This window comes from Paraburkholderia sp. IW21 (genome assembly GCF_041321145.1).
In the GTDB taxonomy this organism is placed as follows: Bacteria; Pseudomonadota; Gammaproteobacteria; order Burkholderiales; family Burkholderiaceae; genus Paraburkholderia.
The window spans coordinates 115,436-129,600 of record NZ_JBGGWA010000012.1; the positions used below are offsets into that span (position 1 = coordinate 115,436).

Sequence of the window (14,165 nt, forward strand, 5' to 3'; positions counted from 1 at the left end):
TTGCCAGAAAAAAGTGCCGCTCAGCCGGCGCTTGTGCCTCTTTCTGCCCCTTGGCCCACGCCTATTCATCACGACGCTGCGACCGCGCTATGACGACCCAACACGCTTCTGCCACCCCCGACCTGCCGCTTGACATGATCATTTTCGGCGGCACCGGCGATCTGTCGTTCCGCAAGCTGCTGCCGGCGCTCTACATGGCACATCTGCACTGCAATCTGCCGCCGGAGACCCGCATTCTCACGATTGGCCGCAAGCCCTGGTCGCGTGAGGAGTACATCAGCGAATTCATGGAATCGAAGGCGAAGCCCTTCATCGAAAAGAAGGCGTTCGATGCCGCCGCCTGGGACAAATTCCTCTCGTTGTTCGAGTACGTGCGCATGGACGTCGACTCGGTCGAGGACTACCAGCGTCTGAGCGAAGCGTCACGCTCCGGTGTGCGGCGGGTGTTCTATCTCGCGACTTCGCCGGATCTGTTCACGAATATTTGCGACAACCTTTCGGCTGCGGGGCTCGTCGACGGGAACTCCCGCGTCGTGCTGGAAAAGCCGCTGGGCCACGATCTGGCCTCGGCACAGGAAATCAACACAGCGGTCGGCAAGCATTTCAGCGAAGCGCAGATCTACCGGATCGACCACTACCTCGGCAAGGAAACCGTGCAGAACCTGATGGTGCTGCGCTTCGGCAATGCAATTTTCGGCCCGTTGTGGCAGGCGCCGTATATCAAGCGCGTGCAGATCACGGTGGCGGAAACTGTCGGCGTGGGCAGCCGTGCGGGCTTCTACGATAAGACTGGCGCACTGCGCGACATGGTGCAGAACCACTTGCTGCAACTGCTGTGCATCGTCGCGATGGAACCGCCGGTGTCGCTCGATCCCGATGCGGTGCGCGACGAAAAACTCAAGGTACTGCGCTCGCTGCGGCCCATGACACCCGAGGATATCGTACGCGACACCGTGCGCGGCCAGTACACGGCGGGCGCCGTGAGCGGCGAACCGGTGAAGGGCTACCTCGAGGAAGACAACGTGCCGCCGGGCAGCCGCGCCGAGACTTTCGTCGCGTTGCGCGCGCATATCAACAACTGGCGCTGGGCCAACGTGCCGTTCTTCCTGCGCACCGGCAAGCGTATGCAGAAGAAGGTGTCGGAGATCGTCATCGAGTTTTCCGAGCTGCCGTTCTCGATCATTCCAAGCGGCGGTCGCAACTATGGCAATCGTCTCGTCATCCAGTTGCAGCCGGAAGAATCGATCCAGTTGCAGATGCTCGCGAAGGAGCCGGGCAGCGGCATGCACATGCTGCCGGTGAATTTGAACCTGGATTTGCAGCAGGCCTTCACCGAGCGTCGCGCGGAAGCGTACGAGCGTTTGCTGATCGACGTGATTCGCGGACGCCTGACGCACTTCATGCGCCGCGACGAACTCGAAGCCGCGTGGGCGTGGGCCGAACCGATTCTTGAAGGCTGGAGCAAGTCGGGCGACAAGCCGCGTGGCTATACGGCGGGCACGTTTGGACCGGCGGCATCCACGGCGCTGATGGCGCGCGAAAACGCGGTATGGGCGGAGGAATCGCAATAAGCAAGCGACACTTTGACGCTTTAAAAAGCGTGTCGTAATGCAAAGGCGGTCCGCATAAGCGGACCGCCTTTTTGTTTGCATGCTCTCCTTTTACCCGGATGCCGGGCCGCTTGCCCGATCCTCTGTTGGCACTTTGCGTAGGTTGGGTTGATTTGGGTCAATCCGGCGACGTGCCGCATCTAGATGCAGCGCATAGAATCTTTGAATGCGTTCCATCTCCTCCTGGCCCCTTGCCACCAAACTCGCTGCGCTTGTCGCTACCTTGCTTGCGTTGGCGTTGGCGTCGATTGGCCTGACACTCTGGATTACCTGGCAACTCGACGGTGGCGCAGCCGCAATCAACGAGGCTGGGCGCATGCGGATGCAAACCTACCGTGTCGCGCTGATGCTGCGCGACACGCCGTCCGAGGTTGACACGCTCGCTCGCCAGTTCGATGAAAGTCTCCAGTTGCTCGAGAAGGGCGATCCGGTACGCCCGCTGTTCGTTCCGTGGAACGACGAGGCGCGCAAGCGCTTTGCCCGAGTGCAATCGCAATGGCAAGCGTTGCGGCCGGTCTGGACCCGTGCCAATCCGCCCAACGCCGCGCAGGTCGATCGTGAAGCCAATCAATTTGTTTTACTGATCGATTCATTCGACAGTTCGATCGAAGCACAACTCGCGCGCTGGACATCGATTCTCAATGCATTGCAACTCGCGCTGCTCGTGCTGGCGATCGGCAGCGCGCTGGCGTTGCTGTATGTCGGCCATTTGAGCGTATTGGCGCCCGTGCTCAGGCTTACCGGCGGCTTGGCGCGTATCGAACGCGGAGACTTCGACACGCGTGTCGAGGTGGCGGCGCAGGATGAATTCGGTCAACTGTCCACGGGTTTCAACCGGATGGCGCAGAACCTGCAACAGCTCTATGCGGGTCTCGAACAGAAGGTCAGCGAAAAAACCGCCAGCCTCGAGACGGAGCGCGCGCGTCTTGCGGCGCTGTATGAAGTGAGCGCGTTTCTCGCCGATGCCAATGCGCTGGATGCGCTGGCGCAGGGTTTCGCGCAGCGCATTCGCCGCATTGCCGGGGCGAATGCCGTGGCGATCCGCTGGTCGGGCGAGACCAACGAACGTTATCTGCTGCTGGCCGGCGACGGTCTGCCGCGCTTCATGATTGAGGACGAACAATGTCTTACGTCGCGCAGCTGCCTGTGCGGGCATCCGCAGAGCGTGCCTGGCGCGCGGGTGATCCCGGTTTGGTCCGCGGGTCCCGGTGCGGCGACGCTCGGTCATTGCGCGCGCGCCGGCTACGCGACGCTGGTGTCGGTGCCGCTGGTTTTGCATCAGCGCACGCTTGGCGAGATCGATCTGTTCTTTCAGGAAGCCATTGTGTTGTCCGCGCAGGACCGCGACCTGTTCGACACGCTCGCGAGCCATTTGGCGGGCGCCATGGAGAATCTGCGCGTGAGCGCGCTGGAGCGGGAAACGGCGGTGTCCGACGAGCGTGCATTGCTCGCGAGCGAACTGCACGATTCGATTGCGCAGTCGCTGGCGTTCTTGAAGATACAGGTGCAGTTGCTGCGCGACGTCTTGCCGGTTGCCGCCGATTCACCGGTCGCACGTATCGTCGATGAGCTGGACGCCGGCGTGCGCGAAAGCACCGGCGACGTGCGCGAATTGCTGATGCATTTCCGCACGCGCGGCAACACGGAGGATATCGAACCCGCGTTGCGCACCACGCTGCGCAAGTTCGAACATCAAACTGGCCTGCGCACGAATCTGTCGATCGAAGGCCACGGTCTGCCGCTCGACGCCGACGTACAGGTGCAAGTGTTGCATGTGTTGCAGGAAGCGTTGTCGAACGTGCGCAAACATGCGCAGGCGCGCGAGGTCTGGCTGGAGGTTCAGCAAAGCCCGGTATGGAGTTTCGAAGTTCGCGACGACGGCCTGGGATTCGACGCACAACAGCACACACGCGGTGAGACGCACGTCGGCCTGCGCATCATGCGGGAGCGCGCGGCGCGTATCGGCGCCGAGGTGGTAGTCGACTCCGTGCCCGGCGCGGGAACGTGCGTCACATTAACGTTGGCGCCGTCTCAGCGCGGCACGCCGGAAACCGTTCATGAACATCGGATCGAGGCTGCTTAGGCATCGGTTCAAAACCGGTAGTGGATGATGATTCCAATTCGTTTGCTGGTGGTCGATGACCATACGTTGTTCCGCCGCGGCCTGATTGCGTTGCTGCGTGAGGATGCCCGATTCCGGGTGATCGGTGAGGCGGCCGACGCCGGCGAGGCGCAACGGCGCGCCGGTGAATTGCAGCCGGATCTGATCCTGCTGGACAACCATTTGCCTGGCGTGAACGGGATCGACGCGCTCAAGGATTTGCGCGAGGCCGCGCCGCAGGCTCGGGTGCTGATGCTAACCGTGAGCGAGGACGAGCGCGACCTGGGTGCTGCCTTGCGCTGTGGCGCACAAGGGTATCTGCTGAAGACTGTCGATGCGGACACGCTGGCTGACTCGATTATTCGGACAATGCGCGACGAGTCTGTTGTGAGTCCCGAGATGACCGGGAAGCTGGTGTCGGCGTATCGGGCCGTGGCGGCGGGGAACGACTCTTCGATGGAAGCGAGAACTGCGCCTGAAGTAAGGCCGATCCCGCCGGTCGCTGTCGATGCTGCTCAGGCGCAGCTTGCGCCGGATGTCGCGCTGTCCGCCCGGGAGCAGGAAATTCTCGCGCATATCGCTCGCGGCGCGAGTAACAAGGAGATCGCTCGCGCGCTGGCCATCGCGGAGACCACGGTCAAGATTCATGTGCAGCATATTTTGCGCAAACTTAAGTTGGGGTCGAGGGTGCAAGCTGCTGTTTATGCCACGGTTAATTCGATCGCAATAGACTAGCTTCTAGTTGCACGCGAAAAAGCAATAGTTCCAAAGAACTACGTCCTCAGAAAGCACCTACTCCTTCCGCACGAAACCCCCACCCCCATTAGAAGGATACCCACCCTCCGCCGAACGCGGCAAAGTCAGAGTCATGGAAAAAGGAGCAACGCCCATGACAAAGACCGCGGCCCACAGCAGCGCCGCAACCCAACCCAAGGCATGGTCGGTCCTGATCGCGAGTACCTTCGCTTTCACCGTGTGCTTCATGGTGTGGATGATGTTCGGCGTGATCGGCATCCCGATCCGTCAATCACTCCACCTGAACGAAACTGAGTTCGGCATGCTGGCCGCGTTGCCGGTTCTCACCGGCTCACTAGTCCGCGTGCCGCTCGGCATCTGGACCGATCGCTACGGTGGCCGCATCGTCATGGCCTGCCTGATGCTCGCCACCGTGCCGGCAATCTGGCTCATGAGTTACGCCACCGCCTATTGGCAATTCCTCGTCATCGGCCTGTTCGTCGGCCTTGCGGGCGGAGCGTTCTCAGTCGGCACGCCATACGTGGCCCGCTGGTTTGCGCAAGAGCGCCGCGGCTTCGCGATGGGCATCTTCGGTGCAGGCAACTCAGGCGCGGCGGTCAACAAGTTCGTCGCGCCGGCCATTCTCGTCGCCTTCGGCTGGGGCATGGTCGCTAAAACATACGCCATCGCCATGCTCGCCGCCGTTGCGCTGTTCTGGCTCTTCACGGCTAGCGACCCCTCTCATCGCGTGCCGAACACGCTGCGTTTCGTCGATCAACTCAAGGCGCTCAAGGATCCTCGCGTACTCAAGTATTGCCAGTACTACAGCATCGTGTTCGGCGGCTATGTGGGACTCTCGTTGTGGATGGTGCAGTACTACGTCGGCGAATACGGCCTCGACATCCGGGTGGCAGCTTTGCTCGCCGCATGCTTCTCGCTGCCTGGCGGCGTGTTGCGTGCCGTGGGCGGCTGGCTCTCGGACCGCTATGGCGCGCATCGCGTGACGTGGTGGGTGATGTGGGTGAGCTGGGTCTGCCTGTTCATCCTCAGCTATCCGCAAACCGTTTTCACCATCGCGACCGTCGACGGTCCCAAGGTCCTTCGTCTGGGCCTCAACGTGGTGTGGTTCACGGTACTGATGTTCGTGCTCGGTATCGCCTTCGCGTTCGGCAAGGCCAGCACCTTCAAGTACATCGGCGACGAATTCCCGCAAAACATCGGTGCGATCTCCGGCATCGTCGGACTCGCGGGCGGCCTAGGTGGTTTTGCGTTGCCGATTCTGTTCGGACTGCTGGTCGATCTGACAGGCATTCGTTCGAGTGCGTTCATGCTGCTTTACGGCGTCGTGTGGGTCTCGCTGATCTGGATGTATCTCACCGAAGTTCGCCGCACCGACGTGATGACGGCAGGCGCCACTACCACCGGCGTCGCACGCAATCGGTCTTTAGCCACGGTTTCAAATCAGGCCTCTTCTCAAGCAGGAACCCAATCATGAATATCTCGTTAGCACGCGCGCGGGCTGGTCGCACGCTCACTTTCTGGACGCCGGAGGACAAGGCTTTCTGGCAGCAGGAAGGCGAATCCGTCGCTAAACTGAATTTATGGATCTCGGTGCCGGCGCTGTTTCTCGCCTTCGCGATCTGGCAGGTGTGGAGCGTCGTGGCGGTTACCTTGCCGACACTCGGCTTTCGCTATTCGACCAATCAACTGTTCTGGCTGGCTGCGGCGCCTGCACTTTCGGGCGCCACGCTGCGCATCTTTTACTCGTTCATGGTTCCAATTTTCGGCGGGCGTCGCTGGACAGCGCTCTCCACGGCCTCCTTGCTGATCCCGGCGGTCGGCATCGGCTTCGCGGTACAGGACAACACCACCAGCTATCCGACCATGCTGCTTCTCGCGCTGCTGTGCGGCTTCGGTGGCGGCAATTTCAGCTCCAGCATGGCCAACATCAGCTTCTTCTTTCCGAAGGAGCGCAAGGGCTCCGCGCTCGGCGTGAACGGCGGCCTTGGCAATCTGGGTGTATCCGCAGTGCAGTTTTTGTCGCCGTTGGTGATTACGGCCGGCGTGTTCGGCATTTTTGGCGGCGAGCCGCAACTCATGACGAAAGCCGGTCATGTCTCTCAGGTGTGGATGCAGAATGCGGCGTTCATCTGGGTGCCCTGGATCGCGATTTCCGCGCTCGCCGCATGGTTCGGCATGAACGATCTGGCCGACGCGAAGGCTTCTTTTGCCGCGCAAGCGACTATCTTCCGCAATCGCCACAACTGGCTGATGTGCACGTTGTATCTCGGCACGTTCGGTTCATTCATCGGTTACTCAGCCGGCTTCCCGCTGCTCATCAAGAGCCAGTTCCCGGACGTCAACCCGTTGACTTACGCATGGGTAGGACCGTTGGTTGGCGCAGCGATCCGTCCGGTGGGCGGCTGGCTCGCCGACAAGCTCGGCGGTGCGCGCGTCACGTTCTGGAATTTCGCCGTGATGGCGCTGGCCGTGGTGGGCGTTCTGTACTTTCTGCCGAAGACCGGCAGCGCGGCCTTCCCGTGGGGACCGCATGCAGGCGCGTTCGGCGGCTTCTTCGCGATGTTCATGCTGCTGTTTCTGACCACAGGCGTAGGCAACGGCTCCACCTTTCGCATGATTCCTGTGATTTTCCTCAATCTGCGCCTCGGCGGCGTGTCGCCCAACGACCAGGAGGCGCTCGCCCATGCAAACCGCGAAGGCAACACGGAAGGCGCGGCCGCGATCGGCTTTGCCGGTGCGATCGGCGCATACGGCGGGTTTTTCATTCCGAAGAGTTACGGCAGTTCGATTCTCGCCAGCGGCGGTCCGGAGCTGGCGCTGTACGGCTTCATCGTGTTTTACGTGCTGTGTGTCGGACTGACGTGGTGGTTTTACGCGCGGCGCCACGCCGAGATGCCGTGTTGAGTGCGGCGTTGCAAAGCAATAGATAAGGATTTAAATCATGAGCCACTTTCTGGACCGACTCAAATACTTCGCACAGCCGAGAGAGCGCTTTGCAAAAGGTCACGGCGTGACCACGGGCGAAGATCGCACGTGGGAAGACGCATACCGCGCGCGCTGGCAGCACGACAAGATCGTACGGTCGACGCACGGCGTGAACTGCACGGGCTCGTGTTCGTGGAAGATCCATGTGAAGGGCGGCATCGTCACATGGGAAACGCAGCAAACCGACTACCCGCGCACGCGCGCCGATCTGCCGAATCATGAACCGCGCGGTTGCGCGCGCGGTGCGAGCTATAGCTGGTATCTGTACAGCGCGAATCGCGTCAAGTATCCGTTGGTGCGTGCGCGCCTGCTCAAGCATTGGCGGGCCGCACGCGCGGTCGCGGCGAGCCCGGTCGGTGCGTGGGCCAGCATCGTCGAGAACGACGCGCAGCGCCGTGACTATCAAAGCCAGCGCGGCTTGGGCGGCTTCGTGCGGGCTGACTGGAACGAGGTCAACGAAATTGTCGCGGCGGCCAACGTCTATACGATCAGGAAACATGGGCCGGACCGCATTGTCGGCTTCTCGCCGATTCCGGCGATGTCGATGGTCAGCTACGCAGCGGGCAGCCGCTATCTGAGCCTGATAGGCGGCGTCTGTATGAGCTTTTATGACTGGTACTGCGACTTGCCGCCGTCAAGCCCGCAAGTGTGGGGCGAGCAAACCGACGTGCCGGAATCGGCGGACTGGTACAACTCGAGCTACATCATCGCGTGGGGCTCGAATGTGCCGCAAACGCGCACGCCCGACGCGCACTTCTTCACCGAGGTGCGCTATCGCGGCACCAAGACCGTTGCGGTCACGCCGGACTATTCGGAAGTCGCGAAACTCGCCGATTTGTGGATGCATCCGCGTCAGGGCACCGATGCGGCGCTCGCGATGGCGATGGGTCACGTGATTCTGCGCGAGTTCTACGTCAATAAGCGCAGCGCCTATTTCGACGACTACGCACGCCGTTACACCGATCTGCCGTTGCTCGTGCAACTAAAGCCGCACACGCTGCCGGATGGCCGCGAGGTGCTGGTGCCGGACCGCTATATCCGTGCCGACGACTTCAACGGCAAACTCGGTCAGGATAACAACCCCGACTGGAAAACGGTGGCCTTTGACGAGCAAGGCAAAGTCGTTTTGCCGCAAGGTTCGATCGGCTTTCGCTGGGGGCCGGACGGCCGCGCCGACGAAGGCCGCTGGAATCTCGAAGCGAAAGAAGCACGTCACGGCGACGCTGTGAAGCTCAAGCTCTCGGTGCTGGAAGACGGTGCGCAGCAGCATGAAATCGTGACGGTCGGCTTCCCGTATTTCGGCGGCATCGACACGCCGCATTTCACCGCCAGCAAGCAGGGGGACGTTCTGGCACGCTCAGTGCCCGCTGTACGCATCTTGTTGGGGAAGGAAGGCGAAGAACGCGAGGCACTCGTTGCGACCGTGTTCGATCTGCTGGCCGCGAACTACGGCGTGGATCGCGGCTTCGGCGGCGCCGTGGACTATCACGACGACGTGCCGTACACGCCCGCCTGGCAGGAGAAGATCACGGGCGTCTCGAGCGACCAGGTGATCACCGTCGCGCGTGAGTTCGCGGAGAACGCCGACAAGACGCACGGCAAGTCAATGGTGATCATCGGTGCGGCGATGAACCATTGGTATCACGCCGACATGAACTACCGCGGTGTGATCAATATGCTGATGCTATGCGGTTGTATCGGTCAAAGCGGCGGAGGCTGGGCGCACTACGTGGGTCAGGAAAAGCTGCGGCCGCAGACCGGCTGGACTGCGCTTGCATTTGCACTCGACTGGATTCGTCCACCGCGGCAGATGAATTCCACCAGTTTCTTCTATGCGCACACCGATCAGTGGCGCTACGAAAAGCTCGGTGTCGATGAAATTCTGTCGCCGCTCGCGGATAAACGGCAATACGGCGGTTCGCTGATCGATTACAACGTGCGTGCCGAACGAATGGGCTGGTTGCCGTCCGCGCCGCAATTGCAGACCAACCCGTTAAAGGTCGCAGCTGACGCCCACACTGCCGGCCTCGACGCGAAGGAATACGTCGCGCGCACGCTGAAAGACGGTTCGCTGAAGATGAGTTGCGAGGATCCCGATCATCCCGACAACTGGCCGCGCAATATGTTTGTGTGGCGCTCGAACCTGCTCGGCTCATCGGGCAAAGGCCATGAGTACTTCCTCAAGCATTTGCTCGGCACCAGCCACGGCGTACAAGGCCGCGACCTCGGCGACGACGACGCCAAGCCGCAGGAAGTCATGTGGCATGACAAGGCGCCCGAGGGCAAGCTCGATCTGCTGGTGACGCTTGACTTCCGCATGAGCACCACGTGTCTGTACTCCGACATCGTCTTGCCGACGGCGACCTGGTACGAGAAAAACGACCTGAACACGAGCGACATGCATCCGTTCATCCACCCGCTCTCGAGCGCGGTCGATCCGGCATGGCAGGCGCGCAGCGATTGGGACATCTACAAGGGGTTCGCGCAAAAATTCAGCGAGGTCTGTGTCGGCCATCTTGGTGTCGAGAAAGAAGTCGTGCTGACGCCGATGATGCACGACACGGCCGCCGAACTGGCGCAACCCTACGACGTGCGCGACTGGAAGCGCGGCGAATGCGAGCTGATTCCCGGCAAGACCGCACCCCAAGTCAACGTGGTCGAGCGCGACTATCCGAACGTGTACCGGCGCTTTACCGCATTGGGACCGCTGATGGATAAGGTTGGCAACGGCGGCAAGGGCATCGCCTGGAACACGCAAACCGAAGTCGGGCAACTGGCCGAACTGAACGGCACGGTGCGCGACGCTGGCGCGACGCAAGGCATGGTGAAGATTGAAAGCGATATCGACGCGTGCGAAGTACTGCTGATGCTCGCGCCTGAAACAAACGGCCATGTCGCGGTGAAGGCGTGGGACGCTTTGTCGAAAATCACCGGCCGCGAGCACACCCATCTGGCGATGCATCGCGAGGACGAGAAGATCCGTTATCGCGATGTCCAGGCGCAGCCGCGCAAGATCATTTCGTCGCCTACGTGGAGCGGTCTGGAAAGCGAAAAAGTGTCGTACAACGCAGGCTATACCAACGTGCATGAACTGATTCCATGGCGCACGCTGACGGGCCGCCAGCAGTTTTATCAAGACCATCCCTGGATGCGCGATTTCGGTGAAGGCTTCGTCAGCTATCGTCCGCCGGTCGATCTGAAGGCGGCTTCGCCCATGCATGATCGCAAGCCGAACGGCCACAAGGAAATTGCGCTGAACTTTATTACGCCGCACCAGAAGTGGGGCATTCACAGCACGTACACCGACAACCTGATCATGCTCACGCTCAATCGCGGCGGTCCGGTGATCTGGCTGAGCGAAGACGATGCGAAAGAAGCGGGTATTGAAGACAACGACTGGGTCGAACTCTTCAACATCAACGGTGCGATTGCGGCACGTGCGGTGGTTAGCCAGCGGGTCAATCCAGGCATGGTGATGATGTATCACGCACAGGAAAAGATCGTGAACGTGCCGGGCTCGGAAATCACCGGCACGCGCGGCGGCATCCATAACTCGGTGACGCGCATCGTGCTCAAACCCACGCATATGATCGGCGGCTACGCGCAGCTTAGCTACGGTTTTAACTACTACGGAACCATCGGCACCAACCGCGACGAATTCGTCCTCGTGCGCAAGATGGCGAAAGTGGACTGGCTCGACGACGAACCGGTCGGCGCGGCAAACGGAGGTCGGCAATGAAAATTCGCGCGCAAATCGGCATGGTGCTCAATCTCGACAAGTGCATCGGCTGTCATACGTGTTCGGTGACGTGCAAGAATGTCTGGACCAATCGCGAAGGCGTCGAATACGCGTGGTTCAACAACGTCGAGACGAAACCCGGCATCGGTTATCCGAAGCAATGGGAGAACCAGGAAAAATGGAACGGCGGCTGGAAGCGCAACGCGGATGGCTCGATCGAACCGCGCCAGGGCAGCAGGATGAAGGTACTTTCGCGTATCTTCGCGAACCCGAATCTGCCGCAGATCGACGACTACTACGAGCCGTTCACGTTCGACTACGATCATCTGCAAGCCGCGCCCGAAAGCAAGGCGCCGCCAGTCGCACGGCCGCGCAGCCTGTTGACCGGCAAACGGATGGAGAAGATCGAGTGGGGCCCGAACTGGGAAGAGATTCTTGGCGGCGAGTTCGAAAAGCGCAGCAAAGACAAGAATTTCGACGACGTGCAGAAAGACATCTACGGCCAGTTCGAAAACACGTTCATGATGTATTTGCCGCGGCTGTGCGAGCACTGCCTGAATCCGGCGTGTGTCGCAAGCTGCCCGTCGGGTTCGATCTATAAGCGCGAGGAAGATGGCATCGTGCTGATCGATCAGGACAAGTGCCGTGGCTGGCGCATGTGCGTGTCCGGCTGCCCGTACAAGAAGATTTACTACAACTGGCAGTCCGGCAAGGCGGAGAAGTGCATCTTCTGCTATCCGCGTATCGAGAGCGGACAGCCGACGGTGTGTTCGGAAACCTGCGTGGGCCGGATTCGCTATCTCGGCGTGCTGCTGTACGACGCCGATCGTATCGAGGAAGCGGCATCGGTCGAACGTGAAACCGATCTCTATCAGGCGCAGCTCGACGTATTCCTCGATCCGAACGATCCGAAGGTAATCGAGCAGGCGCGTGTCGACGGCGTGCCGCAAGCGTGGCTTGACGCTGCAAAACAGAGTCCCGTCTACAAGATGGCGATGGAATGGCGCGTCGCGCTGCCGTTGCACCCGGAGTACCGCACGCTGCCGATGGTCTGGTACGTGCCGCCGCTTTCGCCGATCACCACGGCGGCGAGCGAAGGGCATATGAGCCTGAACGGCGAGATTCCGGATGTCACGCAGTTGCGTATCCCCGTCAAATATCTGGCGAATCTGCTGACGGCCGGCGACGAAGCGCCAGTAATCGGCGCACTCGAACGGATGCTGGCGATGCGCACCTATCAGCGCGAGAAACGCGTGGAGGGTCGTGAAAACGCGTCGGTACTCGCGCAAGTGGGCCTGAGTCAGGGGGAAGTGGAAGACATGTACCGCGTCATGGCGCTAGCCAGTTACGAAGATCGCTTCGTGGTGCCGAGCACGCACCGCGAATACGCGGAGAACCTGTACGACCTGAAGGGCGGTTGCGGTTTTTCGTTCGGCAATGGTTGCTCGGATGGCGCGAGCGAAACAAGTCTGTTCGGCGGTAAGAAGAGACGCACGATTCCGATCAAGGCAAAGGTGTGAGAGGTGCAGTGATGATCAACGAGCCAATTTATGAACCCCACTGCGCCACAGCGCGTGTACTTGCTGCGTTGTTGAGCTATCCGGATGCATCGTTGCGGATGGCACTCCCGGAGCTGGCAATTGCCTTGTTACGCGACACGATGCTGTCGGCTGAGCATCGCGATGCTGTCTTCGCGCTCACCGCGGACTTGCAGCAAGGCGACCCGCTCGACGCGGAAGCGCGCTACGTCGACACGTTCGACCGTGGCCGCCGCACGTCGCTGCATCTGTTCGAGCACGTGCATGGCGACTCGCGTGACCGCGGCCCGGCAATGATCGATCTTCGGCAAACCTACGCACAGGAAGGACTGCTGCTCGCGCCCGGCGAGTTGCCGGACTACCTGCCGGTGGTGCTGGAGTTCGCGTCGACACAGCCCTACGAGGTCGCGCGTGAATTCCTCGCGGAAATGGCGCATCTGTTGCAATCGATCCACGCCGCGCTGGCGCGGCAGCAGAGCCTCTATGCGGCGGTGGTGGCCGCCGCGCTCGATCTCGCTGGGGAGCCGGTGCAACTGCCTGAGACCGTGCCGGAAGCACCCGCCGAGGCCCCGCTCGACGAGTACTGGGCCGAGCCGGTTGTCTTCGACGGCTGTTCCGCGGCCGGCCAGAATGCCGCGCCTCGCGTGCAGCCCATCCAGTTCGTTCGGCGTGACGCCGCGTCGCCATGCCGTTCCAAGGAAGCCATTGTATGAATTACCTCGATACGCTCTTATTCGGCATTTATCCGTACATTTGTCTTGTGGTATTTCTGGTCGGCAGTTTGCTGCGTTACGACCGCGATCAGTACACGTGGAAAAGCGATTCGTCGCAGATGCTGCGCACCGGCACGCTGCGTTGGGGCAGCAATCTGTTCCACGTCGGCGTGCTGTTCCTGATGTTCGGCCACTTCTTCGGCATGCTGACGCCGCACGTGGTCTATGAATCGTTCATCAGCGCCGGCGCGAAGCAGGTGGTGGCGATGGTGTCGGGTGGAGTGGCGGGCACGCTTGCGTTTATCGGCGTGACCATGCTGCTGATCCGTCGGCTCGGCGACCCGCGCATCCGCGCGCATTCGAAGACCAGCGATATCGTGCTGCTGGTTTTGTTGTGGGTGCAACTGGTGTTGGGTCTCGGCACGATTCCAATGTCGGCGCAACATCTGGACGGCAGCATGATGATGAAACTCGCCGGCTGGGCACAGTGCATCGTCACATTCCAGGGGGGCGCCGCCGCGTTGATCGCTGAAGCGAGCTGGGTGTTCAAGGCCCACATGTTCCTCGGCATGACGCTGTTTCTGGTGTTTCCGTTCACGCGCCTCGTGCATATCTGGAGCGGTTTTGCCTCGCTCGTGTATCTGCTGCGGCCGTGGCAGATCGTGCGAGATCGGCGTTTGAATGTGCCTGCTGGGCGGAATATGCCGGCGCGGCGTTCCTGAG

General features: G+C 61.1%; 9 protein-coding genes. All 9 read left to right on the forward strand.

Features of this window, described 5'->3' with window-relative positions; all coding sequences use genetic code 11:
* The first annotated feature begins 89 nt into the window (after window positions 1-89).
* The 9 genes from zwf (at window position 90) to narI (ending at window position 14,164) form a co-directional block, all read left to right on the forward strand.
* A complete protein-coding gene (gene zwf, locus ACAX43_RS25830; protein ID WP_370711239.1) occupies window positions 90-1,571 on the forward strand; it encodes a glucose-6-phosphate dehydrogenase in 1,482 nt (493 codons plus the stop codon).
* A 205-nt stretch (window positions 1,572-1,776) separates the two neighbouring features.
* On the forward strand, window positions 1,777-3,693 hold the full coding sequence (locus ACAX43_RS25835) for a type IV pili methyl-accepting chemotaxis transducer N-terminal domain-containing protein (RefSeq protein ID WP_370711240.1): 1,917 nt from the start codon (window positions 1,777-1,779) through the stop codon (window positions 3,691-3,693).
* A gap of 27 nt (window positions 3,694-3,720) precedes the next feature.
* The gene (locus ACAX43_RS25840) at window positions 3,721-4,446 is read left to right on the forward strand and encodes a response regulator (protein WP_370711333.1); all 726 of its coding nucleotides are present in this window, start codon (window positions 3,721-3,723) and stop codon (window positions 4,444-4,446) included.
* Between the two features lie 154 nt (window positions 4,447-4,600).
* Entirely contained in the window at window positions 4,601-5,941 is a 1,341-nt protein-coding gene (locus ACAX43_RS25845) for a nitrate/nitrite transporter (RefSeq protein WP_370711241.1), read from the forward strand.
* Window positions 5,938-7,371 carry a NarK family nitrate/nitrite MFS transporter gene (locus ACAX43_RS25850; protein WP_370711242.1) on the forward strand — a complete coding sequence of 478 codons (1,434 nt, stop codon included), beginning with the start codon at window positions 5,938-5,940 and terminating at the stop codon, window positions 7,369-7,371. The genes ACAX43_RS25845 and ACAX43_RS25850 overlap by 4 nt, the downstream gene beginning before the upstream one ends.
* A 37-nt stretch (window positions 7,372-7,408) precedes the next feature.
* Window positions 7,409-11,191, forward strand: coding sequence for a nitrate reductase subunit alpha (locus ACAX43_RS25855; protein ID WP_370711243.1), 3,783 nt, complete (start codon window positions 7,409-7,411; stop codon window positions 11,189-11,191).
* Window positions 11,188-12,711 carry a nitrate reductase subunit beta gene (gene narH, locus ACAX43_RS25860; RefSeq protein WP_370711244.1) on the forward strand — a complete coding sequence of 508 codons (1,524 nt, stop codon included), beginning with the start codon at window positions 11,188-11,190 and terminating at the stop codon, window positions 12,709-12,711. The genes ACAX43_RS25855 and narH overlap by 4 nt, the downstream gene beginning before the upstream one ends.
* Before the next feature lie 11 nt (window positions 12,712-12,722).
* On the forward strand, window positions 12,723-13,442 hold the full coding sequence (gene narJ, locus ACAX43_RS25865) for a nitrate reductase molybdenum cofactor assembly chaperone (RefSeq protein ID WP_370711245.1): 720 nt from the start codon (window positions 12,723-12,725) through the stop codon (window positions 13,440-13,442).
* Window positions 13,439-14,164: a respiratory nitrate reductase subunit gamma gene (narI, locus tag ACAX43_RS25870; RefSeq protein ID WP_370711246.1), complete on the forward strand. Its 726-nt coding sequence runs from the start codon at window positions 13,439-13,441 to the stop codon at window positions 14,162-14,164. The genes narJ and narI overlap by 4 nt, the downstream gene beginning before the upstream one ends.
* Window position 14,165: the final 1 nt, after the last annotated feature.

Bases quoted from the DNA above. Each gene is read 5' to 3' on its own strand.
- ACAX43_RS25835 (WP_370711240.1), top strand. From the start codon at position 1,777: ATGCGTTCCATCTCCTCCTGGCCCCTTGCCACCAAACTCGCTGCGCTT.
- narJ (WP_370711245.1), top strand. From the start codon at position 12,723: ATGATCAACGAGCCAATTTATGAACCCCACTGCGCCACAGCGCGTGTA.
- narH (WP_370711244.1), top strand. From the start codon at position 11,188: ATGAAAATTCGCGCGCAAATCGGCATGGTGCTCAATCTCGACAAGTGC.
- ACAX43_RS25855 (WP_370711243.1), top strand. From the start codon at position 7,409: ATGAGCCACTTTCTGGACCGACTCAAATACTTCGCACAGCCGAGAGAG.
- narI (WP_370711246.1), top strand. From the start codon at position 13,439: ATGAATTACCTCGATACGCTCTTATTCGGCATTTATCCGTACATTTGT.
- ACAX43_RS25845 (WP_370711241.1), top strand. From the start codon at position 4,601: ATGACAAAGACCGCGGCCCACAGCAGCGCCGCAACCCAACCCAAGGCA.
- ACAX43_RS25850 (WP_370711242.1), top strand. From the start codon at position 5,938: ATGAATATCTCGTTAGCACGCGCGCGGGCTGGTCGCACGCTCACTTTC.
- ACAX43_RS25840 (WP_370711333.1), top strand. From the start codon at position 3,721: ATGATTCCAATTCGTTTGCTGGTGGTCGATGACCATACGTTGTTCCGC.
- zwf (WP_370711239.1), top strand. From the start codon at position 90: ATGACGACCCAACACGCTTCTGCCACCCCCGACCTGCCGCTTGACATG.